Annotated in this window: 31 protein-coding genes; 24 read left to right on the top strand and 7 right to left on the bottom strand. The window is 68.1% G+C overall.

Going from position 1 to position 24,229, the window contains the following annotated elements:
- Positions 1-20 precede the first annotated feature (20 nt).
- On the bottom strand, positions 21-1,586 hold the full coding sequence (locus ABZ570_RS14025; protein WP_358062023.1) for an alpha-N-arabinofuranosidase: 1,566 nt from the start codon (positions 1,584-1,586) through the stop codon (positions 21-23).
- Positions 1,587-1,726: 140 nt separating this feature from the next.
- Between ABZ570_RS14025 and ABZ570_RS14020 the strand changes: the two genes are divergently transcribed.
- Positions 1,727-2,737: a LacI family DNA-binding transcriptional regulator gene (locus ABZ570_RS14020; RefSeq protein WP_358062020.1), complete on the top strand. Its 1,011-nt coding sequence runs from the start codon at positions 1,727-1,729 to the stop codon at positions 2,735-2,737.
- 15 nt (positions 2,738-2,752) lie between these two features.
- On the opposite strand, the gene ABZ570_RS14015 is transcribed toward ABZ570_RS14020, so the two are convergent.
- From ABZ570_RS14015 to ABZ570_RS14005, 3 genes are all read right to left on the bottom strand, one after another.
- A complete protein-coding gene (locus ABZ570_RS14015) occupies positions 2,753-3,478 on the bottom strand; it encodes a methyltransferase domain-containing protein (RefSeq protein WP_358062017.1) in 726 nt (241 codons plus the stop codon).
- A gap of 129 nt (positions 3,479-3,607) precedes the next feature.
- The gene (locus tag ABZ570_RS14010) at positions 3,608-3,922 is read right to left on the bottom strand and encodes a hypothetical protein (protein ID WP_358062014.1); all 315 of its coding nucleotides are present in this window, start codon (positions 3,920-3,922) and stop codon (positions 3,608-3,610) included.
- Between the two features lie 38 nt (positions 3,923-3,960).
- A complete protein-coding gene (locus tag ABZ570_RS14005; protein WP_358062011.1) occupies positions 3,961-5,598 on the bottom strand; it encodes an ABC-F family ATP-binding cassette domain-containing protein in 1,638 nt (545 codons plus the stop codon).
- A gap of 88 nt (positions 5,599-5,686) precedes the next feature.
- On the opposite strand from ABZ570_RS14005, the gene ABZ570_RS14000 reads away from it, so the two are divergent.
- The 6 genes from ABZ570_RS14000 to ABZ570_RS13975 all read left to right on the top strand — a co-directional run bounded on the left by ABZ570_RS14000 (position 5,687) and on the right by ABZ570_RS13975 (position 10,233).
- A complete protein-coding gene (locus tag ABZ570_RS14000) occupies positions 5,687-6,457 on the top strand; it encodes an ROK family protein (protein ID WP_358062008.1) in 771 nt (256 codons plus the stop codon).
- A gap of 91 nt (positions 6,458-6,548) precedes the next feature.
- Complete coding sequence (locus ABZ570_RS13995) at positions 6,549-6,914, top strand: tetratricopeptide repeat protein (protein ID WP_358062005.1); 366 nt, start codon at positions 6,549-6,551, stop codon at positions 6,912-6,914.
- Between the two features lie 86 nt (positions 6,915-7,000).
- Positions 7,001-7,255 carry a Smr/MutS family protein gene (locus ABZ570_RS13990; protein WP_358062002.1) on the top strand — a complete coding sequence of 85 codons (255 nt, stop codon included), beginning with the start codon at positions 7,001-7,003 and terminating at the stop codon, positions 7,253-7,255.
- 161 nt (positions 7,256-7,416) lie between these two features.
- Positions 7,417-7,884, top strand: a complete 468-nt coding sequence (locus ABZ570_RS13985; RefSeq protein WP_358061999.1) for a hypothetical protein — start codon at positions 7,417-7,419, stop codon at positions 7,882-7,884.
- A gap of 238 nt (positions 7,885-8,122) precedes the next feature.
- Positions 8,123-8,773 carry a DUF4145 domain-containing protein gene (locus tag ABZ570_RS13980; RefSeq protein WP_358061996.1) on the top strand — a complete coding sequence of 217 codons (651 nt, stop codon included), beginning with the start codon at positions 8,123-8,125 and terminating at the stop codon, positions 8,771-8,773.
- Positions 8,774-8,946: 173 nt separating this feature from the next.
- A complete protein-coding gene (locus ABZ570_RS13975) occupies positions 8,947-10,233 on the top strand; it encodes a hypothetical protein (protein WP_358061993.1) in 1,287 nt (428 codons plus the stop codon).
- Positions 10,234-10,548: 315 nt separating this feature from the next.
- On the opposite strand, the gene ABZ570_RS13970 is transcribed toward ABZ570_RS13975, so the two are convergent.
- Positions 10,549-11,865, bottom strand: a complete 1,317-nt coding sequence (locus ABZ570_RS13970; protein WP_358061990.1) for a hypothetical protein — start codon at positions 11,863-11,865, stop codon at positions 10,549-10,551.
- Positions 11,866-12,444: 579 nt separating this feature from the next.
- Between ABZ570_RS13970 and ABZ570_RS13965 the strand changes: the two genes are divergently transcribed.
- Positions 12,445-12,993: an HD domain-containing protein gene (locus ABZ570_RS13965; RefSeq protein ID WP_358061987.1), complete on the top strand. Its 549-nt coding sequence runs from the start codon at positions 12,445-12,447 to the stop codon at positions 12,991-12,993.
- Here ABZ570_RS13965 and ABZ570_RS13960 read toward each other — a convergent pair.
- Both ABZ570_RS13960 and ABZ570_RS13955 read right to left on the bottom strand, forming a co-directional pair.
- Positions 12,990-13,457, bottom strand: coding sequence for an NUDIX domain-containing protein (locus tag ABZ570_RS13960; RefSeq protein WP_358061984.1), 468 nt, complete (start codon positions 13,455-13,457; stop codon positions 12,990-12,992). The genes ABZ570_RS13965 and ABZ570_RS13960 overlap by 4 nt on opposite strands.
- Before the next feature lie 3 nt (positions 13,458-13,460).
- Positions 13,461-14,204 (bottom strand): DUF5919 domain-containing protein, encoded by a 744-nt coding sequence (locus ABZ570_RS13955; RefSeq protein ID WP_358061981.1) that lies wholly within the window; start codon positions 14,202-14,204, stop codon positions 13,461-13,463.
- Between the two features lie 162 nt (positions 14,205-14,366).
- On the opposite strand from ABZ570_RS13955, the gene ABZ570_RS13950 reads away from it, so the two are divergent.
- The 16 genes from ABZ570_RS13950 (at position 14,367) to ABZ570_RS13875 (ending at position 24,229) form a co-directional block, all read left to right on the top strand.
- Positions 14,367-14,684 carry a hypothetical protein gene (locus ABZ570_RS13950; protein ID WP_200208933.1) on the top strand — a complete coding sequence of 106 codons (318 nt, stop codon included), beginning with the start codon at positions 14,367-14,369 and terminating at the stop codon, positions 14,682-14,684.
- A 230-nt stretch (positions 14,685-14,914) separates the two neighbouring features.
- Positions 14,915-15,844 carry a hypothetical protein gene (locus tag ABZ570_RS13945; protein ID WP_358061977.1) on the top strand — a complete coding sequence of 310 codons (930 nt, stop codon included), beginning with the start codon at positions 14,915-14,917 and terminating at the stop codon, positions 15,842-15,844.
- 2 nt (positions 15,845-15,846) lie between these two features.
- Complete coding sequence (locus ABZ570_RS13940; RefSeq protein ID WP_358061974.1) at positions 15,847-15,996, top strand: hypothetical protein; 150 nt, start codon at positions 15,847-15,849, stop codon at positions 15,994-15,996.
- Positions 15,997-16,082: 86 nt separating this feature from the next.
- Positions 16,083-16,952 (top strand): FtsK/SpoIIIE domain-containing protein, encoded by an 870-nt coding sequence (locus ABZ570_RS13935; RefSeq protein WP_358061971.1) that lies wholly within the window; start codon positions 16,083-16,085, stop codon positions 16,950-16,952.
- The gene (locus tag ABZ570_RS13930; protein ID WP_358061968.1) at positions 16,949-17,158 is read left to right on the top strand and encodes a hypothetical protein; all 210 of its coding nucleotides are present in this window, start codon (positions 16,949-16,951) and stop codon (positions 17,156-17,158) included. Before ABZ570_RS13935 ends, ABZ570_RS13930 begins: the two co-directional genes overlap by 4 nt.
- A gap of 87 nt (positions 17,159-17,245) precedes the next feature.
- Positions 17,246-17,683 carry a hypothetical protein gene (locus ABZ570_RS13925; RefSeq protein WP_358061965.1) on the top strand — a complete coding sequence of 146 codons (438 nt, stop codon included), beginning with the start codon at positions 17,246-17,248 and terminating at the stop codon, positions 17,681-17,683.
- The gene (locus tag ABZ570_RS13920; protein WP_358061962.1) at positions 17,680-17,979 is read left to right on the top strand and encodes a hypothetical protein; all 300 of its coding nucleotides are present in this window, start codon (positions 17,680-17,682) and stop codon (positions 17,977-17,979) included. The genes ABZ570_RS13925 and ABZ570_RS13920 overlap by 4 nt, the downstream gene beginning before the upstream one ends.
- Positions 17,976-18,326, top strand: a complete 351-nt coding sequence (locus ABZ570_RS13915; RefSeq protein ID WP_358061959.1) for an RRQRL motif-containing zinc-binding protein — start codon at positions 17,976-17,978, stop codon at positions 18,324-18,326. The genes ABZ570_RS13920 and ABZ570_RS13915 overlap by 4 nt, the downstream gene beginning before the upstream one ends.
- The gene (locus ABZ570_RS13910; RefSeq protein WP_358061956.1) at positions 18,323-18,616 is read left to right on the top strand and encodes a hypothetical protein; all 294 of its coding nucleotides are present in this window, start codon (positions 18,323-18,325) and stop codon (positions 18,614-18,616) included. The genes ABZ570_RS13915 and ABZ570_RS13910 overlap by 4 nt, the downstream gene beginning before the upstream one ends.
- The gene (locus tag ABZ570_RS13905) at positions 18,606-19,352 is read left to right on the top strand and encodes a hypothetical protein (RefSeq protein ID WP_358061953.1); all 747 of its coding nucleotides are present in this window, start codon (positions 18,606-18,608) and stop codon (positions 19,350-19,352) included. The genes ABZ570_RS13910 and ABZ570_RS13905 overlap by 11 nt, the downstream gene beginning before the upstream one ends.
- Complete coding sequence (locus tag ABZ570_RS13900) at positions 19,349-19,615, top strand: hypothetical protein (protein WP_358061949.1); 267 nt, start codon at positions 19,349-19,351, stop codon at positions 19,613-19,615. Before ABZ570_RS13905 ends, ABZ570_RS13900 begins: the two co-directional genes overlap by 4 nt.
- Positions 19,615-21,405 carry a replication initiator gene (locus ABZ570_RS13895; RefSeq protein ID WP_358061946.1) on the top strand — a complete coding sequence of 597 codons (1,791 nt, stop codon included), beginning with the start codon at positions 19,615-19,617 and terminating at the stop codon, positions 21,403-21,405. The genes ABZ570_RS13900 and ABZ570_RS13895 overlap by 1 nt, the downstream gene beginning before the upstream one ends.
- Positions 21,406-21,438: 33 nt before the next feature.
- Complete coding sequence (locus ABZ570_RS13890) at positions 21,439-21,627, top strand: helix-turn-helix domain-containing protein (protein WP_358061944.1); 189 nt, start codon at positions 21,439-21,441, stop codon at positions 21,625-21,627.
- Position 21,628: 1 nt separating this feature from the next.
- The gene (locus ABZ570_RS13885; RefSeq protein WP_358061941.1) at positions 21,629-22,852 is read left to right on the top strand and encodes a tyrosine-type recombinase/integrase; all 1,224 of its coding nucleotides are present in this window, start codon (positions 21,629-21,631) and stop codon (positions 22,850-22,852) included.
- 225 nt (positions 22,853-23,077) lie between these two features.
- The gene (locus tag ABZ570_RS13880; protein ID WP_358061938.1) at positions 23,078-23,500 is read left to right on the top strand and encodes a GNAT family N-acetyltransferase; all 423 of its coding nucleotides are present in this window, start codon (positions 23,078-23,080) and stop codon (positions 23,498-23,500) included.
- Between the two features lie 258 nt (positions 23,501-23,758).
- A complete protein-coding gene (locus ABZ570_RS13875; protein ID WP_358061936.1) occupies positions 23,759-24,229 on the top strand; it encodes a hypothetical protein in 471 nt (156 codons plus the stop codon).

Genomic DNA, 24,229 nt, shown 5'->3' with positions numbered 1-24,229 from the left:
GACGGGATCAGGATTCCTGGTTACGGCTGGGCGCCCTTCATTCGGTCCGGAGTGCCGCCTCGCGGCGCGGAGGCCGAATCATGGGTGGAGAAGCGCAGCAGGTTCCAGGAGCAGGCGGGCAGCGCCACGGAGCACCGGCCGCCGTCGAGGGTGGGGGTGGGGAGCCGGCGGGGCGTCACCCGCTCCGGCTCGGCCTCGGTGTTCGTGGCCGCCGGATCGGCGCCGGCGGCGAGGGTGTGGTGTTCCCGGGCGCGCAGGCCGGGCAGCCCGCGCAGGTCCAGGTCGAGGGGAAGGTCGGCCGAGCCGCGGTTGACCGCGAACACCGACAGCTCACCGGTCTCCTCGTCGCGTACGGCGACGGTGTCCAGCACCGGCACGTCGCCGTACTTCCTCGTGGGGTACGTGGGGGAGACCGGCTCGGTGCGCAGCACGGTGCCGCGGGCGTACCGGGCGGTGAGGGCGAACGGGTGGAAGATGCTCTGCCGCCAGGCCGGCCCGCCGGTGCGGGTACGGATCGGGGCGATCACGTTGGCGAGTTGCGCCTGACAGGCCACCCCGACCCGGTCGGCGTGCCGGAGCAGGGTGATCAGCAGATCGCCGACCACCACCGCGTCGACCGCGGTGAAGTCGTCCTCGATCAGCGCCGGCGCCTCGACCCAGCCGCGGCGGTCCAGGTCGGCCTGGAGGCGCGACTGGTACCAGACGTTCCACTCGTCGAAGGAGATCTTCAGCTTCCGCCGCTGCCGCAGCTTGGCGGCCACGTGGTCGGCGGTGGCCACCACCTCGCGGATGAAGTTGTCCATGTCCACCGCCGAGGCGAGGAGGCTGGCCCGGTCGCCGTCGGACGGGTCGTAGTAGGTGTGGGCGGAGATGTAGTCGACGTGTTCGTAGGTGTGCGTCAGGACGGTCGCCTCCCAGGAGGCGAAGGTGGGCATCCCCCGGTTGGAGCTGCCGCAGGCGACCAGGCTGATCGACGGGTCGATCAGCTTCATCGCCCGGGCGGTCTCGGCGGCGAGCCGGCCGTACTCGTCGGCGGTCTTGTGGCCCACCTGCCAGGGCCCGTCCAGCTCGTTGCCGAGGCACCAGAGCCGCACCCCGTACGGCTCCTCGGCACCGTGCTCGCGGCGCAGGTCGGACAGTCGGGTGCCGCCCGGGTGGTTGGCGTACTCCAGCAGGTCGCAGGCCTCCTGCACGCCCCGGGTGCCCAGGTTGACCGCCATCATCGGCTCGACGCCGGCCGCGGTCGCCCAGGCCATGAACTCGCCCAGCCCGAACGCGTTGGTCTCGATGGTCTTCCAGGCCAGGTCGAGCCGGCGCGGGCGGTCGCCGACCGGGCCGACACCGTCCTCCCAGCGGTAGCCGGAGACGAAGTTGCCGCCGGGGTAGCGGACCACGGAGACGCCCAGCTCCCGGGTCAGCTCGAGCACGTCCCGGCGGAAGCCGCGGGCGTCCGCGGCGGGGTGGCCGGGTTCGTGGATCCCGCCGTAGACGCAGCGCCCCATGTGTTCGACGAAGGAACCGAAGAGGCGGCGGTCGGCCGCTCCGATGGTGAACGCCGGGTCGATCGTCAGCTGGGCGTTGCGCACGGATCACCTTCCCTCGTACGGGTGCCGGGTGACTTCGGTCACCCCGTATGACTGGTTTCTACAACGTTGTAACCAACGTTGTAAAGGGATCAACCCGCCGGGGTACAGTGCCGGCAGCACCGACAGGGGAGGACGGGCCAGTGCGACACAGGCTCAAGGACGTCGCGGAACGGGCCGGCGTGTCGGTGAAGACCGTGTCCAACGTGGTGAACGGCTACCAGCACGTCCGCCCGGACACCCGGGCCCGGGTCGAGCGGGCCATCGCCGAGCTCAACTACCGGCCCAACCTGTCGGCACGCAGCCTGCGCAAGGGGCGGACGGGAATCATCGCGCTGGCCGTGCCGGAGCTGGACATCCCGTACTTCGCCGAGCTGGCCCGGCACGTGGTCACCGCCGCCGCCGAGCACGGCTGGACGGTGCTGATCGACCAGACCGGCGGCGGCCACGAGCAGGAACGGAGGGCCGCCAGCGGGATCGGCGACCACCTGATCGACGGGCTGATCCTCAGCCCGCTCGCGCTCACCGCCGACGACCTCGCCAGCCTCGACGGCCTGCCGATGGTGCTGCTCGGCGAGCGGGTCGACCACGGGCCGGCCGACCACGTGGTGGTCGACAACGTGGCCGCCGCGCGGGAGATCACCGCCCACCTGGTCGGGCTCGGCCGCCGGCGGATCGCCGCGATCGGCTTCCAGCGCACCCCCGAGGGCGCCAGCGCCCGGCTCCGCCTGGCCGGCTACGCCGCCGCGCTGGCCGACGCCGGCCTCGGGTACGACGAGCGCCTCGTGGCGTCCGCGACGGCCTGGCACCGGGCGGACGGCGCGGCCGCCATGCGGGCCCTGCTCGACTCGGGCGTACGCCCCGACGCGGTCTTCTGCTTCAACGACACGCTCGCCCTGGGCGCCCTGCGCGCGCTGCACGAGGCCGGGCTGCGGGTGCCCGAGGACGTGGCGGTGGCCGGGTTCGACGACATCGAGGACGGCCGCTTCTCCATCCCCACCCTGACCACGGTCGCCCCCGACAAGGAACGGATCGGCCGCCTCGCCGTCGAACTGCTCGCCGGCCGCCTCACCGCCGACCGGGACGCCCCGCCCCGCGAGCTGGTGGCACCCCACCGCCTCGCCCTCCGCGAGAGCGCCCCCGACCACCCCTGACCGGGCCGGTCGGCGTCAGTCGAAGAAGCGGGCCAGGTGGGACGGGGGCGGGGGCGGTGCGTCGGGGGCGACCGGGGTGAGGTCGGCGAAGATCGAGGCGCCGTCGCAGCCGACGTGCAGCGGGTACCAGCGCGGGGTGCCGGGCGGGCGCTGACCGCAGATGCCCTTGACGGTCTGCACGTCCAGCAGCCGTACGTGGGTCGGGTCGGCCACCGCGTTCACGTGCCGCCACCAGGGGCTCATCACGTGCAGCACGCCATCCGGCCGGAGCACCCGGTGGCATTCGTCGAGCAGCGGCAGGAAGTCGATCAGGTGCTCCAGGATGTGCACCGCGAAGAACACGTCCACCGAGTCGTCGGCGAGCGGCAGCGAGCCGGACAGGTCGGCGACCGCGTCCACCCCGGGCGCCGGGTAGAGGTCCAGCCCCAGGTTGCCCGGCCACTGCTTGGTCGCCCCGCAGCCCAGGTCCACCACCACCGGCGTCCGGCCGGCGACGGCCACCCCGCACCAGACGCCGAGCACCCCGGCGAGGCGGCCCACCAGGTCCCGGACCAGCCGCAGCTCGGCCGGGTCGGCCACCTCGCCGCTCAGGTGGGCCACGCCCCGGTCGAAGCGGACCTCGACGGCCAGCGGGCGCAGCCGCTCGTCGTTCCGGGCCAGGTCGGCCCATGCCTCGGCGAGGAACCCGTCGACCGTCCGGAGCCGCTCCGCCGAGGGTGGGGACTGCGCCATCGTGACCATGCGCCACCTCCGGGCGGCCCGATACCCACATCGCCGCCCGGTATGCCTCGAGCCCCTCCGTCCGCCCGCCGTGAGGCGCCGGTGCTGCTGCGCCACCGACGTGCGGGAGCCCGCTCGGGGGACGTGACGTCAGCCGGCGATCGTGCGGCGGGTGGCCCGGCCGGCACGCATCCGCTGGCGCGGCGGGGCGGGTGCCTTGGGCCGCTTGAGGTGGTACCGGTGCAGCTCGTTGTTGCCCGGCAGCGAGGGGTCCTCGCTCATCGCGACCAGTTCCCAGCCCTGGTCACCGGCCCGGTTCAGGTGGGCCAGCGCGGTGTCACCGTACGGGGTGACGTCGACCATCGAGCCGTCCGGGCCGTACCAGATGAAGACGATCTCCCACCCGACGTCGGTGGTGGCGGCCTGGCGGCGGCGGACCAGCAGCGCGTACTCCCACTTGAGCATGGGGTCATTGTCACCCGGTGCGACCGGGTCGGCACGGATCAGTCTTCGACGATCCGGCCGGCGTCCACCCGCAGCCGCCGGTTGACGCTCACCGCTGCCAGCATCCGCCGGTCGTGGGTGACCAGCAGCAGGGTGCCCGGGTAGTTGGCCAGGGCGGACTCCAGCTGCTCGATCGCCGGCAGGTCCAGGTGGTTGGTCGGCTCGTCCAGCACCAGCAGGTTCACCCCGCGCCCCTGCAGCAGGGCCAACGCGGCCCGGGTCCGCTCGCCGGGGGAGAGGGTCGCCGCCGGCCGCAGCACGTGCTCCGCGCGCAGGCCGAACTTGGCCAGCAGCGTCCGCACGTCCGCCGGGCTCAGCTCCGGTACGGCGGCGCCGAAGGCGTCCACCAGAGGCTCGTCGCCGAGGAAGAGCCCCCGGGCCTGGTCGACCTCGCCCACCACCACGCCCGGCCCGAGCGCGGCGTGGCCCTCGTCCAGCGGAAGCCGGCCCAGCAGCGTGCGGAGCAGGGTGCTCTTGCCGGAGCCGTTCGCCCCGGTGATGGCCACCCGGTCCGCCCAGTCGATCTGGAGATCCACCGGGCCGAGGGTGAAGTCGCCCCGGCGTACGACGGCGCCCCGGAGCGAGGCCACCACGGCGCCGGCGCGGGGCGCGACCGCGATCTCCATCCGCAGTTCCCACTCCTTGCGGGGCTCCTCCACCGCCTCCAGCCGCTCGATCAGCCGCGCCGTCTGTTTGGCCTTCGCCGCCTGCTTCTCGGTGGACTCGGTGCGGAACTTGCGGCCGATCTTGTCGTTGTCGGTGGCCTTGCGCCGGGCGTTCTTCACGCCCTTCTCCATCCAGGCCCGTTGCATCCGGGCCCGGGCCTCCAACTCGGCCCGGGTGCCGGCGTACTCCTCGTACTCCTCCTGGGCGTGTCGGCGGGCCACCTCCCGCTCCTCCAGGTAGGCCGTGTAGCCGCCGCCGTAGTGCCGGACCTGCCGCTGGTGCAGGTCCAGCTCCAGCACCCGGGTCACCGTCCGGGTGAGGAACTCCCGGTCGTGGCTGACCAGCAGCGTCCCGGCCCGCAGCCCGGTGACGAACCGCTCCAGCCGGTCCAGCCCGGCCAGGTCCAGGTCGTTGGTGGGCTCGTCGAGCAGGAAGACGTCGTACCGGCTGAGCAGCAGCGAGGCCAGCCCGGCCCGGGCCGCCTGGCCGCCGGAGAGGCCGGTCATCGGGTGCTCCAGGTCGACGCCCAGGCCCAGTTCGGCGGCCACCTGCTCGGCGCGCTCGTCCAGGTCCGCGCCGCCGAGGTCGAGCCAGCGCTCCAAGGCGACGGCGTACGCGTCGTCGGCGCCCTCGGCCCCGGCGGTGAGCGCCTCGGTGGCCGCGTCCAGCGCGTCCTGCGCCACCGCCACCCCGGTACGCCGGGCCAGGAAGTCCCGGACCGTCTCGCCCGGCCGGCGCTCCGGCTCCTGCGGCAGGTAGCCGACGGTGGCGGTGGGCGGGTTCAACGCCACCGAGCCCTGCTCCCGCGGCTGCAGCCCGGCGAGCGTACGCAGCAGCGTCGACTTGCCGGCGCCGTTGACCCCGACCAGCCCGATCACGTCGCCGGGGGCGACGACCAGGTCGAGGTCGGCGAAGAGCAGCCGGTCGGCGTGGCCGGCGGTGAGGTCCTTGGCGATCAACGTGGCGCTCATGAGGTGATCGAGCCTACCGCCGAGCCGGTCGGGCACCGATCGGATCACCGGTGCGTGGGCGGGCCGATGCTGAGGGAGACTCACTGCCGTGGTGACCACTCTGGCGATCGACTGTGGCGGCGGCGGGATCAAGGCCTCGGTGCTGGACGCCGCGGGGACCATGCGGGCCCGGCCGCTGCGCGTCCCCACGCCGTACCCGCTGCCCCCCGGCCTCTTCGTGAAGACGCTGCTGGGCCTGGCCGGCCGGCTGCCGGCGGCGGACCGGCTCACGGTCGGGATGCCGGGCATGATCCGGCACGGGGTCGTGGTGGCCACCCCGCACTACGTGACCCGGTCGGGGCCGCGCAGCCGGATCGACCCGAACCTGGTCGCCGAGTGGTCCGGGTACGACGCGCGCACTGCCCTGGCCGAGGCGTTCGGCATCCCCGCGCTGGTGCTCAACGACGCCGAGGTGCACGGTGCCGGCGTGGTCGCCGGGACCGGCTGCGAGCTGGTGCTGACCCTCGGCACCGGGCTGGGCAACGCGCTCTTCGACGGCGGGGTGCTCGCCCCGCACCTGGAGTTGTCGCACGCGCCGGTGCGCTGGAACACCACCTACGACACCTACGTCGGGGAGCCGGAGCGCCGCCGCCTCGGCGACGCGTTCTGGTCCCGGCGGGTCCGCCAGGTGGTGGAGGGGCTGCGGCCGGTCTTCCGCTGGGACCGGCTCTACCTGGGCGGGGGCAACTCCCGGCTGATCCGGCCGGAACAACTGGTCCGGATGGGCGACGACGTGGTGGTGGTCCCCAACACGGCCGGGATCGTGGGCGGGGTCCGGGCCTGGGATCTGGTGGGCGACCGGTACGACCCGACCTCCTGAGGCACAACTTCCACACCGGGAACACTCGCGGTCCGGCCGGTGTTGTGCCAGCGTCGAACAAAGGGCGGCGCGGCATGGGGAGGTGGGTCGAGTGGATCTTCTGGCGGAGTACCGGCGGGCGACCATGTTCTTCGAAGCGGGTGACCCGACCGGAGCGGCCCGGCTGCTCGAGCCGATCGTCGAGGCGGAGCCCGGCAACTCCTCGGTGCGGCAGCTGCTGGCCCGGGCGTACTTCCAGTCGGCCCAGCTGAACCGGGCCGAGGAGCAGCTGCGGGAGCTGGTCGACCGGGACCCGAGCGACCACTACGCGCACCACGTGCTGGGCCGGACGCTGGAGCGGCTGAACCGGCCCGTGGACGCGCTGCGGCACCTGCGCATCGCCGCGGCCATGTACTCGACCAACGCCGACTACACGGCGGCGTTGCGCCGGGTGGAGGCCAAGGTCAACGGACGCTGACCGGCCCGGACGGCGACGGGGCGGCCCCGATGGGCTGCCCCTCGCCGTCTCCGGGTCCGGCCGCCCGATGTGCCTACCATGGGCTGGTGAAGCTCAAGCTCGATCTCCACGACATCTACAACAAGGGCCACGAGATCGACCGCGCCCTGCGCGACATCATGGACGAGGCGGTGGCGAAGAAGGCCACCGTGGTGGAGATCATCCCTGGGAAGGGCTCCGGCCAGCTCAAGAAGAAGGTCCTCCGCTTCCTCGACCAGAAAGACGTCAAACAGCTCTACCACCGCGTCGAGAAGGACTCGAAGAACTTCGGCCGCCTCTTCATCCACTTCCGCTGGAAGTAAGAGCCCTAGTCTCCCGACCTCCCACCCGGTCCCTGACACGGCTTCTGACCTGCTGAAACGCCTTCCATCCGTTTTCGGCGTCTTCCGTGGTTACTCGCGCTCGGTTGTGCCGGATCTGTGCTCGCACCCTGAACGTTGGCCACTCGGCGTACCGTGACGCCATGGCCGTCGCCGCATTGATCACGTCGATCGTTGCTGTGCTAGTTGCTGGCACCAGCGCCGCGTTCACCTTCTGGAATGCTCGCGTCAATGCTGCTCGGTGGCGCAAAGATCGAACGCCCCGCTTCGACGCAGACATCGAGGACCGCCGCAGCTGGTACCGGCTACGGCTGAAGCTGACAAGCGCGGAATCGGTCTCCAGCGTCACTGTGACCCTCATGGAGGGCCACGGAGTCTCCTTCACTACCTCGCAGAAGGGGGTCGATCCCATGTCCACGCTGCCGGTCCGGACCGCTACACACGGCGCTTTGCAAACCGGAGAGGTTGCGACGTGGCGTGTCGACCTAGACGAAGACAGGGCCAACAAGGTGACCGTAAGGATTGCTAGCCAGGGGACGAACAGACGCGACAGGTGGACCCAGCTGGTCGAGCTGGATGTGCCCGTAAACGTGCTTAAGACGGTCTTGTAGGCCTCGCAAGGGCTGCAGGCTGCAGTTCACCAACTACAGGTAAGGGGACCTTGGGCGGCCTGGTCATCGGGCCGACCACGCATTGTCAGCTGGGCAGACGTCGTCACCAGTGGTCGTCGTTGGTCGCTCACGATCGGCCTCCGACGGCCTGGTGGCGGCCTGGGCGTCCTGCTTACGGCCGAACTCCGGCTAAGGTGTGGGCCTCGATGGGTAGCCGGCATGAACTACGGTGCGGCCCGTGAAGGCATTCGAGATCATCGCAACTCTTGTGGCGGCGCTCGCGTGGCCAATCGTCGTCCTTGTCGTGATCTTCGTCTTCCGGCAGCCCATCCGACAGCTCGCCGCCCACGATCCTCGACGTCGCCCGCTCAGGAGAGCCAAGGTCGGCCCCGTGGAGATGGAGTGGGACTCTCTGGATGAGGCCAGAACTGAGGCCGCAGCAGACCAGGACAGCCGTCTCGGCAACGGATCACGGGTCAGCGAGGCGTTTGAGGACCTGCTGCCTCTTGCCGGATCTCACCCCACCGCAGCCGTCATGCTGGCTGCGCAGCGGGTAGAAGCAGCGCTCGCGAAGGCGTTGAAGGTCAACGGCATAGATCCCCTCAAGTACTCTTTCGGACACATGGTCAACGCAGCCATGAGGCATGGGCTGATCACTGTTGGGACCGAGAGAGTCCTTCACAACCTGCGTGTTCTTCGTAATCAGGTTGCCCACTCGCACGAGCCAGAGGCGGCCGGCGTAACGCCTGCGCGAGCAACCGACTACGTCACGACCGCCGCCTCAATGGCAGACGTTCTAGCCTCAACCATCCTGCCCCCGGACTTACCCCGCAGTCGTCAAGACCCGCTTGACCCCCGGAGCGGCGCACTTGACCCTGATCCGACCTAGTGATCTTCACCAGCGGGCTACGCCTCCATGGCCACGGCTCGATGGCTGTCGCCTCGCGAGTGCCGTCACTCCTCGCGCCACAAAACTCGGGTCATCGACGACAAGCTTGTCGTACCCTCATGGGATCCTCTGTGCTGTTAGTGCTGTCCTAGCGACAACAATTGAGGTTGGGCATGACTGATCGAGAACACCAGAGAGCCACGGCCTTAGATCTCGCAGGAGCGGCACCCAAATATGCTGACCTTAGCCCGGAAAAGGCACTAACAGATGCCGAAGAGCTATTCACTCTTTGGAACTGGGTTATCCAGCGAGATACACCAAGAGTAGGCGAATTTCTGCCGCACCTTGACACCGAATCTGGCGCGGAGGAATGGCGCAAAGCGAGCCTCCGGATCGGAGTCAGGTTCGTCCTGGCCTTGGACCGCGCTGAATCGTTGATTGAGTCGCCAGGCTACAGAGGCTGGACACCCTATCTGAGCAGCAATTTCCATGACACTTCCCATGCTGCGGGTAACGTAGATTCGGCCGTGGAGCGTCGACTCCTCAGCGAATATCTCAATGGGCGATGGAACTGTCGGATGATAGAGGTATTGGGATCGGCAGGTGCCGGCATCGCTGAAGATAGTTACGACCTCTTCATATACTGGTCGATACAACACATCGCAGAAGTGTCTACCGCCACGAACCAGATAGAACACCTAAGGCTGGGGGCGGTGATGAATGCCCATCTCGGACGTCGCGCTCGTCACTCTTCGGACAAGCGTGATAAAAAGAACTTTGAATTGCGGGACGCCTTCTTCGGCTCGGTGGTGCATACTCGCGACCTGCACCGACTCGCCTCTCGATCCGATGCTGTCGTTGCTCGGTATGGCGAGAAGCAAGTGGAAGTCCGTCTAGAGCAGCAACTAAGCCTTCTTTTTCAATCTTTGGGCTTCTATGTCGCTGGCACCAGTCGAGCCGAGAGACGGGTTGATCTTATCTGTATCGCACCAGCTCACGGCGGCGCACCCTTCTCGATGCTAGTCGAGGCCAAAAGCTCTAAGGGGAAGTACGCTCTCCCAACCAAGGATTCTAGGGCGCTTGCGGAGTACGTTGATCACGCATCTGCTTTGACCACCGTCCCGCCCCTGAAAGTCGTTCTCATAGTGGGGCCAGAACCATCCGGGACGATCGAAGAGAAGCTTAGGATGCTTGAAGGCGGCATCTCTATTCCTGTTCGCTACTGCGAAGCAGGCTTGCTTGGAAGCCTCCGAGACGCGCTTACTGGACCTGTCCAGCCAAGCCTTTTCCTAAAACATATCCTTGGATCAAGTCCCGTTGTGGACCGTAGTGCAATTCTGCAAATTTGCAGTGCGGACAGTAACCAACGTAAGCTACATACAGATTTCGTTCGAGGACTCCTCGGTGTAATCACGCAGGCTCCTCCATCACCACGATCGCCAGGAGCAGCCTCCAGTTAAGCCAAAAGCCATCCCGATACTCCTATGGATGTCAAGCTCCGTCGACTGCCGTCTCACTGGCGGAGTTTGACTCCTTCGTCCCGAACGAATGATCGGCCGTCGATGAACTGGGCGAGTAGTCCGGGCGAGATGCCGGAGCAGTCCAGCACCGTCCGAGGGCGTCCGGCGTCGGCCGCCCCGGTCGTCACCCAGTTGGTCACCCAGTCTGAGGTTCGTGGTCTACTGACCTGGCATGGATCTGGCGTGCTGCTCCCTCGTGAGCGTGGCTGGCCGGCCACGCCGATGCCGGCAGGAGTCACCAGCAGATCGGGGCCGTTAGCCGGGCCGACTATCAGATGTGCGGTTGCTGGTGAGAGTCCCATCAAGATCTGAAGCCCTCAGCGCTGCTTGCGCGGATTCCCTCATTGCCTCGTCCGCTGAATCTCTGGGGGCTGGCAGTCGCTCGACAATATCTGCCATCGTGCGTAGGTCAGAAATTGAGAGGCGCGCGATATCAACCACACCTTCCTCTTGTGTAACTATCCGCCTTGCCATTTCTTTCCAAACGGTAAGCGCAAGCGTTACGCGTTCTTGCAACTTCTCTTCATCAGTGCGAGAGTCTTCATCCGCCTGTTTCTGCTTGTAAGTCTCGTAGTAAATCTCGCTAATGAGGCTCTGGGCCACTTCAACGAAATCGGCGCTCGGATTGTAGCTGCTTAGCACCCGACGCAAATCATCCTCGTCGTAGAAACCCCACTCGTCGCGACGTACGACAACGTCCGAGAGATGCTTAGAAATCGCAAGACGAACGGATGACTTGTCGTCCATCGGGACATCGGAATGGACTTGCATGATTCCATACGTGCCCTCCGACTGGAGCAATCCCTTCCAGCGTTCAAGGCGTCTGATCCACCTCGGGCGTTGCAGGTTCTCGGTCAGGAGGATGCCCTCAACAAGGACGGGATCAGCTCCCGCCCGAGTGGCTTCATCTCGGGCGAACTTGATTAGGTCTTCGCCTAACTCTTGCCTTGATCTTTTGACTAGAGTATCCGCCGAGCTCGTGTCCCGAGAAATCCGGAGGGCCGCCACAGCCAGCAACGCCACAAATATGGTGGTCCAAAGGGATTTAAAGAATTCATCGATGGGTGGCACAACGGCAGTGAAGGGGCCGGGCCCCAATCCCCCCAGGGCAGCCGATCCAAGCGTTCCAAGCATCGCCGCGATAACCACTAGCGTAGATGGGAGCCGCGTGTGATTCTCAATCCGCACGACGGTCTTGAAGTAGTGAACGACTTGAGTCCGCGCAAGATGAAGCGCCGCACCACCGAGGGCGCAGGCCATCGCCGTCCCGCCAAACGAGCTTACCGTCGTTGAAACCAGCAATGTGACGACGTATGTGGGAACGAACATGAAGGCTAGATATCGGCAGATGTTCCGATTGACGATTAGCCCAACGTCTGCGGAAGCTGAAACGTAGCTTGTTGGCCATTCCGTCCGAACGGCCGCATAAAAGATGAAGAGCAAAGCGGAAATAGCAAGCACACCCGCAGCCGTAACCAACGGATCCCTCACGTTGTCCCCGTCCACCGAGAGCCGACCTAGAACAGCCCTCACATTCTTCCACGCGGATGCAAGTGCCATCCCGTCTGCCATCGACCCGCCCTGCTGGGGAGCGGGCCGCCGCCCGGCCCGCCATGTCAAGCGGACCTTGACGACCGTACGGACGCTGGCGGGTCGGGCGGTGGTCTGCTCGGCTCGCCCCGGGTCGATGGCAGACGGGATGGCCTGCCGCAACCACCCACGGACCGTGACCCGCCGACGGTGCCCCGGCCATCCTGGAGCCGGAGCGCCCCCGCCGGAGGCGCACTAGCCGCAATCCCGCGACCGCCGCCAGCTCGCCGACGCGGCCGGCGTCCGCTCCCCTACGCCGCGCGGGCTCGTGGCCGCGCGGCCTGGCCGGCTGCCGGCCCACCACCACCCGGTCAACGATCCTGTCGTTCTGCGGCGGCCCTCCGGGCTTCCCGCTTTCCGCGCCAGCCGCCGGGCATCAGGCGTGACGGCCGCAGAGCGACAGCGGCAGCGGCCGGCGCGCGCCCAGGCGGCGGCGCGTGCGGCCCGTTCAGGGCCGCCTTGAAGACGTACAGAAACTTTGAACCACTTCGCCGGCAGCCGGCCGCAGTGCCGTCCGGTTGTGCAGTTCTGAGGGGCGAGTGGCGGCGTTATGGTCTAAGCATGTCGCTGGTCTCGTGGGCCTATGAGGTCTCCCGCCAAAACCTGTCGGGCACCTTGCCTCGTCGCTGGGCTCACGTGCAGGGCGTTGCTGCGAAAGCGCGCACCCTCGCCGCGGCTGTTGGTGATGATGCTCCTCTGCTAGAAGCCGCCGCGATCCTTCATGACGTCGGCTACGCGCCTCACCTGGTCAAGACAGGATTCCATCCGCTTGATGGCGCTCTCTATCTGAAGGGTGTAGAAGCGCCCGATCGCCTCGTCCATCTCGTCGCGCATCACTCATGCGCGGTCAGGGAGGCCCGTCTTCGCGGTCTAGAGAGGCAGCTGGCCGACTTTCGGGACGAAGAGGGACCGGTGAGAGATGCCTTGTGGATGTGTGACCTCACCACGACGCCGGACGGAGAGCCCACGGATTTTGCGAGTAGGGTTGCCGAGATCAAGGAACGGTACGGCCCGGATGACCTGGTTACCGTCTTCATTGACAGCGCCCAGCAGGATCTGGCGGATGCCATAGCCAGGACCACAAGCCGACTTCGTGAGTTCGCCGGCTAACCCAGGTAAGGCGTGTCGTTCTCGAAACCGTGCTTGATTCGCAGACGCATGGAGGGGTGGATCGGAAGGGCCTGGATGCTCTCTGGTTCGGCCCATTTCACCTCTGATGATTCGCTGCTAGTTCGCATCACGCCGCCGACCACGCGGGCGCGCAAACAGATCGAGAACTCCTGTCGTACCTCGCCGTTGTCGTAGGCGATCACGTGAGCAGGATCCGAGTAGATGCCAGAGATCCCGGTTATCTCGACGTGAAGCCCGGTCTCCTCCTCGACCTCTCGCACGGCCGCTTGGGCGGTGGACTCCCCAACGTCCTGGGCACCTCCGGGCAAGGCCCATAGGCTGTTATCGGATCGCTTGATGAGCAGGACGCGCCCCCTCTCGTCCTGGACGAAGGCCGTGACAGCTACAACGAGAGAGTTGGCCTGAGGTGCGCGCGGATCGTTCAGATAGTCAGTCTTGGGCACCTATTACCTCCTGCTTTCATCTGGCTTTGTCGATCCCCAGACTGCCTCAAAGCTGTCCGAGTACGTGTCGAAGAGGCCGTAAGTCGAGGTTTTGCGAAGATGCATGGCGGGCGCCATGGGTGCTGTCTTGCCATAGACGTGCGGGTTCACGATCATGTCGTTGTCGAAGCGATAGATCGAGTTGTAAAGCACCGTCGAATGGCTGCGCACCTCAATGCTCGGCACATCGCTTAGTGAGGCGAAGAAGGCATTGGCCTGATCGATTTTCGCCGAGATCGTCTCCCGTCCGATCCCCTCATCGACACTCCGCTGCTTGACCGCACTGCTCTCACGGTCACCCAGCAGTATGCGAATCCTCGCGCCAGATTCGGCCTTCTCGCGCAAGCGGTCCAGGAGGTCCGGCTTCTCTGTCAAGAACATCCCGACGTACACGAGGATGCCGACTTCTGCTATCGCTCCGTCGAGTAGCCGATCCCAAAGGTTCGGTGGTACCGCTCCTCGCCTCGGATAGAAGTGCACCATCCCGGCGGAGTCTGATGCCTCGGCTACAGCTCGTCGGGCTCCGGGCCACAGGTAGTCTTCGTCTTCCTTCAGCCGCTTCGCGATCTTAAAGCGAGTCCGGGGATGCGGGACCCTGCCGGCCAGCCAACGGCTCACGGTTTTGACGTCGCACTCCGTAAGAAGCGCAAGTTCGGCCGGCGATACCCGGGACCGCTCAAGCGCATCTCGCAAGCGATCGTTAGCCATCGTCGCTCCTCCCGAGGGACGTTTTCATCACTATAAACGTCCCAAGCGTCCGTGCAAAGCCGTTCCGACGTCACCTGAGTCGATGTCTCCTTGAAGTGCGAGCGACAAGCCGCACAAGAGCAGTCGTCCACAGGGGACGCGCTCAGAAACAGGAGGTCTGTTGTGAAGCTGTACGTGGACACCAAGGCGAAGCAGGTGACGGTGTCGAAGGACCCGGAGCCGAAGAACGACCAGAACGGCAACCAGCGGTCGGAGAAGGGAACGGGCCGGCTCATGTGGTCGACCCAGGTCTTCGTTCTCGACGAGACGGGCGGTGAGGTCATCACCATCACCACGGCGGGTGAGAAGCCGGGCGTGATGGTGGGGCAGCTCATCGAGGTCGAGCAGTTGGAGGCCATTCCGTGGGCGACCAACGGGCGCAACGGCGTCGCGTTCCGTGCGATCTCGCTGAAGCCGAAGGCTGGTTCGGCGGCCAAGTAGTCCTTCGCACAGTGTGCTGTGTGAAGCCTCGTGGTGTCTCGCCTGAAGCGGCCTACGGTCCGCTGACTGATCAACCTGAGTCCGGGGATGGCTCTGGCTCCCAACGTTCCCGGCCTCGCGGTCACGTCCGGTGACCGCAACCCCGTAGCTGGCGCGGGGTCGGTACTGGCTCCCAAACCTGCCGACCCCGTGCCCTCCAACTCATCCACCCTCACAAGGGAGGACTCATCGTGTCCAAGTCTAGCCCTCGCCGCCCCTTCGGCGGGAAGTCCAGCGGAACGGTGACGGTCATCGAGGCCCAAGTCCACCGTTCCTCCGCACGGAACGCCCGACTGGCGTTCATCCTCACGGCGGTCATCATCGGCCTGCTCTCGGCCGTGGTGGCCGCTTCCTACATGCACCCGATCCTCGCCCTGTTCGTGGGCGCTCTCATCGGCGTTCCCCTCGGTGGGCTCGTCTGGGTGCTGGTCCGAATCTGGCCGGTCCTGCGGCTGCTGTGGTGGTGGACCCCCGAAATCGGGATCACCACCTTCCTCGGCGCTGGCTGGGTCCAGCTGGCCAACCACACCGCCGCCCCGGTGACCGCCGTGGTGGTCGCCCTGGTCGTCGGCGTCCCGGCCGCTGTGCCGGCCCTCCGCCGCACGGTGTTCGGCTGGGCGTTGTGCCTGTTCGTGCGGCACCGGCTGCGTGTGTGTTTCGCGCAGTTCATCATCGCCAACCGCTCCGGCTCGCTGCCGCTGATCCTGTGGGCCAAGCCCACCCCTGTCGGCGAGCGGGTCTGGGTCTACCTGCGCCCCGGCCTGTCCCTGGCCGACCTGGAAACCCGGCTCGACCGCATCGCGGTCGCCTGCAACGCCTCCTCGGCCCTGATCGAGCGGGCCTCGGACGGCAACGCCGCATACCTGCGGTTCGACATCAAACGCCGCGAGGTACTCACCGCCACCGTGGGTTCCCCGCTCGTCGACGTCATCGACCCCGACAGCACTCCGGCAACCGAGCGGACCACCGGCACCGTGCCGACCGCCCTGGACCTGCCCGACGTCGACGTCCCCACCGTCACCATCCCGGCCCAGCCCAAGAAGCCGGCCACCACCGCCAACGGCACCAAGCCCGCGGCCTCCTCCTCAGCTCCCGAGGACGACGTTTCGGACTGGATCTGACTATGACCCAGATCGAGTACGACGAGGCCACCGACGGCTTCTACTTCCACTGCTACGCCTGCGGCCGTGACGGCCGCTCGTGGGACTACCGCCGTGACGCCGAGCTCGACGCCGACCGGCACGACGAGCAACACGACGACGGCCTGATCTGACCGCCTACCCAACCCCGGATGCGAGGAGCCCCAGCGGGCTCGTTCGTGTGGCTCCTCGCGCCCACCAACGCCCAAGGAGGGCAACCATGACCACCACGACACCCGCCCCGACCGCCGGGATACCGGTGGGGCCTGGCCTGTCGATGTTCGACCCCATCTTCGTCGGCATCGACGAGTTCGGTCAGCACGTGAACATCACCCTCGCCTACCGCAACCTCCTCGCCGGCGGCGAACCCGGCGGCGGCAAGAGCGGCCTCCTCAACACGATCGCCGCCCACGCCGCTCTCTCCGTGGACTCCCGGCTCGTGCTGCTCGACGGCAAGCTCGTCGAGCTGGGCCAGTGGGAGGACTGCGCCGATGCGTTCATCGGCCCCGACATCACCGCCGCCTTGACCGTACTGAAGCGGCTGCAGGTCGTGATGAACAACCGCTACGCCTGGCTCCGCGCCCACGGGCGCCGCAAAGTCACCGCCGTCGACGGCCTCTCGGTCATCACCGTCCTCGTCGACGAAATCGCCTTCTACAGCGCGACGGTCGGCACCAAGCAGGAGCAGGAAGAGTTCGTCGCTCTCCTGCGTGACCTGGTCGCCCGGGGCCGCGCCGCCGGCATCCCAGTCGTGGCCGCCACCCAGCGGCCGTCCTTCGACATCATCCCCACCAGCCTGCGGGACCTGTTCGGCTACCGGGCCGCGTTCCGCTGCACCACCCCCAACTCGTCGAACATCGTGCTCGGGCACGGGTGGGCCGAGCAGGGGTACACCGCCACCGACATCCAGCCCACCAACCAGGGCGCGGCCTACCTCATCGCCGAGGGCGGCGTCCCCCGCCGCATCAAGGTCGCCTACCTGTCCGACGCGCAGATCGCGGCGATCGCTGACTACGCCGCCTGGATCCGCCGACCCAACCGCTTATCGACCCCGGACGGGTCGCGTCTGGATCTGGGGTTGGCGGCATGACCACCCGCGAACGTGCCTACGCCAAGGCCAGCAACCAGCGGGCCGCGCAGTACACCGAGATGTGGATCGTCGGCACCCCGGAGGACCTGGCCGTGATGATCCACGCCGCCACCAAGACCGGGCGGCTCGTCTTCGTCTCCGCCCCGCACCAGATGGGCGGGGATGACACCCGTCACCGCCGCTACCTGCGGCTCCGCTCCTCCTGATCGGCCGACAGGACCAGTCCTTCCGCCTGCCAGCAGAGCTGGTCCTGCCGACCTCCCACCAAGCCCTTCTGAAAGGACGTGGCTGCCATGAAGGCTACCCACAACCCACCCACCGAAGTCCAGGTCACACCCGCTGACCACCTTCGGATGGCTGCCCTCTACCTGCGCCGGCACGGCTGGCACCAGGGCACCTACTACGCCACTACCGACACCCCGACCCCGCCGGCCTGCGCCGCCGGGGCCATCGCCATGGCCGTTGCCGGCCGCCGCGCCGACCAGTTCCACGGCCTGGGCTTCGACACCGAGGCCACCTTCCGCCAGACGGTCCGTGTCTTCACCGCCTACCTCGACGACCACGAGCCCATCCGCGCCGTCGACGAGGACGGCTTCCTCGTCGACGAGCACACCTACCCCTTCTCGTGGAACGACGACCCCGGCCGCACCGCCGAGCAGGTCATCACCGCCCTCGACGCGGCTGCTGACGAGTGGGACCGCCTCCACCCCCAGGGAGGCGAGAACCGATGAGCACCGTCAAGCCGACCTTGACGCCCTGCGTCCCCCGTCGCAAGCGGCGGGATGTCGTCGAGAACGACGAATTCGCGGCCTTCGCCCGGCGCATCATCCGCGCCCACGGCCGCCGCGTCGCCACCGGAGACGTCGAAGCACTCCGCGACCTGGTCGCCCTGTCGGCCAACCTCGACGACGCCATCGGTGAAGCCGTCCTCGGGCTACGGGCCTTCGGCTACTCCTGGGCCGAAATCGGTGCCCGGCTCGGCATCTCCCGCCAGGCCGCCCAGCAGCGCTGGGGAGGCCAACCATGACCACCACCTACGACCCGGCCGGCACCGTGACCGGCTTCCCCACCTATCCCTACCTCACCGCCCCCGCCGGCCTCGCCACGCGTCGGCAACTGCGTGCCGCCGGCCTCCGACCCGGAGGGCACGACCCGGTCGCCCAGATCCTCTGGCGGCGCGGCAAGCGCGTCGCCTACCTCTACCGCCTCGACCTCGCCGCACCCAAACGGACCGCCACCCCCGCCCAGCGGGAGGCCATCAACAAGGCCCTACGCGCCCGACGCACCTGCCGCCACTGCCAGCAGGTGAAGCCCTACTACATGCCCCGCCGTACCGGCTCCTGCCTCGACTGCACCCCGGGAGGTGCCCGATGACCACCGCCACCGTGAACCTCGCCGCTCAGGAGCGGATGACCCCGGACGACTACGTCGTGACCGCCCTCGCCGCCGACTTCGCCGCACGCGGTGAGCTGTCCTTCGAGCGGTTCCTGTCCGGCTACTACGCCGAGAGCCTGCGCATCGTCCAGGAAGCCCACCTCGCCGACTGCGCCGTCCCCGACGGCCACGGCTGCAACACCTGCGCCGGTATCCGCGTCGGCCTCGCCGGCCTGGCCGCCGAACAACGTGCCGTCACCTCCGGGGAGGTGACCACCCATGGCCGCTGACCGGGCTACCACCGGCACCCGCGTCGAGGGTGTCGTCCTGGTCCTCATCCTCCTCACCGTCGCCGGCTTCGCCGGTGCCGCCTCCTTCACCCACGTCAAGGACTGGACCCTCGCCAACTCCCCCACCGGGACCGGGGAATGGTTCGGCTGGGCCAACGCCGTCATCTCCGAACTCGTCCCCATCGCCTCCCTCCTGACCATCCGCCGACGCCGCCGTGCCGGCGCTCCGATCGGCTACCCGCTGTTCCTACTCATCGCCGCCGCCGGCCTCTCCCTCGCCGCCCAGTTGGCGGTCGCCAAACCCGGCCCCTCCGGCTGGCTCCTCTCGGCCGTGCCGGCCCTCGCCTTCATGGCCCTGGTCAAACTCGTCCTCGCCCCCGCCCCCATGCGGGAGCACACCACCCCGCCGGCTGAGCCGGCCGCTCCGATTCGCGTCCAGGTGGCCGAGCAGGTCACCGAGCCGGCACCGCCGGCCGCCATCACCCACGCACCCGAACCGACCCCAGCCACCGAGCCGGCCACCACGCCGGTTGCCGATCCGGAGCCCGTCACCGTGCCGGCCCCGGAGCCGGTCGACGTCCCTACCCACCTGCTGCCCATGGCCCGCTTCGCCGCCGTGCAGCACGAACAATCCACCGGCAACCCGATCACCCCGGCCGAGCTGGCCGACCGCCTGGACGTCGCCCCGGCTGTTGCCGGGCAGCTCCTCACCACCCTGACTGGTGGTGCCCGATGACCATCTACCTCGTCGACGTCGAGCAGGTCATCCACACCTGCCCCGCCCACACCAACCCGCACCCGTACGACATCCGCCGGACCGTCGTCGACGTCATCCCCGGCGGACCCTGCCGGGCACCGGTCACCATCCGCTGCGGCGAGGTGACCACCACCATTCCCTGCTATCGGCACGAGCCGGCCAAGCGCCAATGCGGCGCCTGCCGGGTCATCGTCACCGAACGCACCATCACCAACCACCACGCTGCCGGGGTGGCGGCTTGATGGCCTCGACGCTGGACCTCACCCCCCGCGCTTCGGCCCGGGGGGTGGGCTCGAACGCCGACACCATCGTCTACGGCTACACCGCTGCCGGCTCCGCGTTCGAACGCGCCACCCGACCCGACTACTTCGGCTGGATCGAACACGTCCGGGCCGCCGCCGGCTGCACCCGACCCATCCGGCTCGCCGGCCAGCTCCTCACCGTCGACCCGACCACCGGCCGCGTCCTCGACCAGCGGCACACCGACCGCATGCCCGACTCGGTCATCTACACCGCCTGCGGCAACCGCCGCGCCACCGTCTGCCCCTCCTGCGCCCAGACCTACCAACGCGACGCCTTCCAACTCCTACGCGCCGGCCTAGTCGGCGGCAAAGGCGTCCCGGAAACCGTCGCCTCCCATCCGGCCGTGTTCCCCACGTTCACCGCCCCGTCCTTCGGGCCGGTTCACACCCGGGTGGTCAAGCGGCACACCTGCGGCAACCGGAAGCGCTGCGACTGCCGGCCCGAGCCGTGCCACGCCCGCCGCGCCACCGACCCGACCGCCGGCCTCTGCCCCCACGGCCGCCCCGCCGTCTGCTGGGCCAGACACGAGACGGGTGACGCGGTGCTCGGGCAGCCGTTGTGCCTGGACTGCTACGACCACGACCACCAGGTCGTGTGGAACCTGTTCTCGGGCGAGCTCTGGCACCGCACCAAGCAAGCCGCGGAACGCTGGCTGGCCAAACTCGCCCGACGCCGCGGCATCCCCCGCGTCGAGATCACCACCGCCTCCGGCAAGACACGGAAGGTCCCCCCGGTGCGGCTCTCGCCCGGAAAGGTCGCCGAACTTCAGGCGCGGGGAGCGGTGCACTTCCACGCCATCGCCCGCCTCGACGGCGTCAACCCCGACGACCCCGACGCGATCGTCCCGCCTCCCGCCGGGTTCACCGTCGACGACCTCGTCGACGCGCTCCGGCACGCCGCCGAACAGATCGCTTTCCACACCCCGCCGCACCCCGACCGGCCTGAGGGGTGGCTCATCGGCTGGGGCGAGCAGCTCGAGATCCGGCCGATCGCCACCACGGGAACAGGTGAGGTCACCGATGGGATGGTCGCGGGCTACCTTGCCAAGTACGCCACCAAGAGCACCGAGGCCACCGGGCACACCTCCACCCGCCTCGACGCCGAATCGATCGGGGACTACGCCGACCCCGACGGCGACCACACCGCCCGCCTCATCGACGCCTGCTGGCGCATCGGCCGACCCACCGCAACCCCGGTTCCCCTGTCCGAGCGGCCCCGCGAGCAGCGCCCCCGGCCCGGCTTCGTCCAGCGTTGGGAGTGCCCCGACTGCGGCACCCACACCCGCTACGCCGCCTGCCCCGTCTGCGTCGCCGCCCGTCAAGCCGCCCTTGACACCGAACCGACGAAACCCGCCAGCGCCAACCCTTACGCCCGGCTGCGGCGGTGGGCGCACATGCTCGGCTACGGCGGCCACTTCCTCACCAAGGGCCGGCGCTTCTCCGTGACGTTCCAGCTCCTGCGCGACACGCGCGTGAACTTCCGGCGGCATGAGGACCAGGACCAGGAGCACGCCACCGCCAGCGGCCCACCCACCGACCACGCCGACGACGACACGCCCCTCATCGTCGGCACCCTCACCTTCGCCGGCGTCGGCTGGCACACCACCGGAGACGCCCTCCTCGCCAACACCGCCGCCGCCCTCGCCCGCGAACGACGAACCACCGGCCGCGAAGAACTCGCCCACGAACTCAGCACCAACCCGGCCGGCACCGTGCCGGCAGCCGCGTAACAACACAGACGATCAGTGAGGAGTACAAAACCAATGGTTAGGCCCGCCATCGAACCGCTTTGGACCGTCGAGGAGGTCTCCGCCTACCTTGGCGTGCCCGTCGCCACGCTGTATCAGTGGCGCCACCGTCGCGTCGGCCCGCGCGCGTCTCGCGTCGGTCGGCATCTGCGCTACGACCCGGCCGACGTCCGCGCCTGGCTCGTTGAGAGGCAGGCGGCCTGAAATGCCCGTCGATGATCTGTGGTATCTGGGCAAGCGCGGTTCGGACGGCAAGCGGCTACCCTCCAAGCGACACGGCCGGGGGAAGCGCTGGCGGGTCCGGTACGTCGACGACACCGGCCAGCCCAAGCAGAAGCTGTTCGAGCGCAGGGCCGACGCGGACCGGTTCGACGTGCACACGCGGGCCGATGTCTCCAGGGGCCAGTACGTCGACCCGGCCGCCGGCAAGGTCACCGTGACGGCCTACGGCGAGGAATGGCGCAAGCACCAGTTGCACCGTGATGCGACTGCGGCGCGCATCGAGATGACTTTGCGCGTGCACGTTGAGCCGATCCTTGGCCGGATGCAGCTCGCGCAAGTCCGCCCGTCGCACGTTCAGGCGTGGGTGAAGGACCGGGCAAAGGTGCTCGCGCCGTCCTCGCTGCGAGTCGTGTACCACGTGCTGGTCGGCATGTTCGACGCGGCGACACGTGACCGGGTGATTGGGCGTAGCCCGTGCGTCGGAATTCGGCTACCGGAGATCGAGCGGGCGGAGAGGTTCATTCCCACGCCCGACCAGGTGCATGCACTCGCCGACGCGTTCAGCGTCAAGCCGAAACCGGGTAAGCCGAGCCGGGAGCGGTACCGGGCGCTGGTGTACCTGGCTGCAGGCGCTGGCCTGCGTCAGGGCGAAGCTTGGGGCCTGGAGCTGGAGCACGTCGACTTCCTGCGCCGGGAGATCCGCATTGTTCAGCAGGTTGTTACCCCGCCGGGCAAGTCGCCGCGGCTTGCGCCACCGAAGACTGCGACCAGTCGGCGGACCGTGGAGATGGGCCAGGTGGTCGCCGATGCGCTGGCCCAGCACATCGAGATCTTCCCGCCGGTCGACGTGGAGATTCTCGATGAGACGAACCCGCGCAAGCCGGTGACTCGCAAGGCGAAGTTGCTGTTCACGAGCGGCCGGGGCAACCCGATCCAGCGGACCGGGTGGGCGTACCCGTGGAAGAAGGCCGTGGAAGCGGTCGACGGGGTACCGGAGAGCTTCGGCTATCACGGGCTGCGCCACTACTTCGCGACGTTGTTGATCCACGGCGGGGCGAGCGTGAAGACGGTTCAGATGGCGCTGGGGCATGCGACGCCGATGATCACCCTGAATACGTACGCGGGGGAGTGGCCAGAGGCGATCGATCGGACGCGGAATCTGGTCGACGCGGCCCTATCTGGCGCTCGGCTGGCGGTGGCCAGGTGATGGACCGAGCTGTGCCCGATCTGTCCCCGCGATCCTGGGTTGGCGTTGCGCCGCAGGTCAACGCGCTGATCTGGTCCGGTTCACACACTTCCGCTGGAAGTAGTGACGACCTGGCCCCTGACCGGGCCGACGGGATGGCTGAGGAGCAGCCGAGGGTGGGGCAGGTCGAATGAGCGACGAAGCTTCGTCCTGTCGATCTTCGGCAGCTGGCCCTAGCGTGATCGCATGGATCTTGTAGAGGTACCGGTGGAGGCGACCTTCGGGCTGCGGCGCGGCGTGCTGGGTTGGGAGGTGCCGTCGGCTACGCGCATCCAGGGCGACCGGGCAGCCCACCTGGCGCTGCTGCACGAGGATGCGGTTGCCGCCGTGGTTTCCCATGCCACCTGGCCCTGCCCGGACGAGCCTGCGGTGCCGGCCCGGTACTTCTTCGGGATGGCGGTGGACGCCAGCTACCAGGGCCGGGGGTGTGGTCGCCGGCTGCTGGCTGCGGTTGCGGAGCGGGCGCGCGCGGTTGGCGAGTCTGTCATGTGGGCGGAAGCGCGAGAGTCTGCCGTCGCCTTCTACGTGGCCTGCGGTGCCCGTGCCACCGCGCCCTACGTCGAGGACGTAGCCGGCCTGGCCGTCCGCCGCGTGGTGTTCACGCTTTAGTCGAAGCTGCCAGCCTCAAGATCATGCCGTTTGTGGGCCCTTCAGTCGATCATCCGTCGGACGGGTCCAAACCGGACAGACTCCCTGCCTGTGCCCTCCGAACGGGGTGCCATCGGCCGTTCGTTGCCCGAGGAAGATCGTTGTCTCGGGGCGAGTGCCGGGTTAGTTGATCTTCAAATTGCCTGCGCTGTGGCACTGTCTGCCCGGTCGCTTCCCCATGGGGGCGGCGCCGTGAGCTGAACAGAGAGGCACAGTTACATGTCGCAACAGGCCCCGACCCCTCCGCCGGGGTACGCCGCCGCACCCCCGCCGAAGAAGGGGATGTCGACGGGGTTGAAGATCTTCCTGATCATTGTCGGTCTGGCCGTCCTGCTCTGCGGTGGCGGCTTCGTGGCGTGCACCGCCCTGGTGGGCAAGGCGGCCGACGACATCAGCAAGAGCCAGGAAGCCAAGGCCGGGCACGTCGAACTGAAGTCGTGCGAGGCGGAGTCGACCGGTGACCTCCTGGCGAACGTGAAGTTCGAGGTCGAGGTCAACAACACCAGCAAGGACCAGAACACCTACCTCGTCGACGTGTTCATCCTCGACGACAAGGGCACCCGGGTAGGCAACACCACCAGCATCGTCTCCGACGTGCGGCCTGGCCAGAAGGCCGTCGAAGAGGGCGTGGTCCTGCTGAGCCAGAAGGTGTCCGGCGAGGTCACCTGCAAGATCGACAAGGTTTCCTGA

Origin of the sequence: Micromonospora sp. NPDC007271, from assembly GCF_040634005.1 — a bacterium.
In the GTDB taxonomy this organism is placed as follows: domain Bacteria; phylum Actinomycetota; class Actinomycetes; order Mycobacteriales; family Micromonosporaceae; genus Micromonospora.
This window is presented reverse-complemented; position numbering and strand designations above follow the sequence as displayed.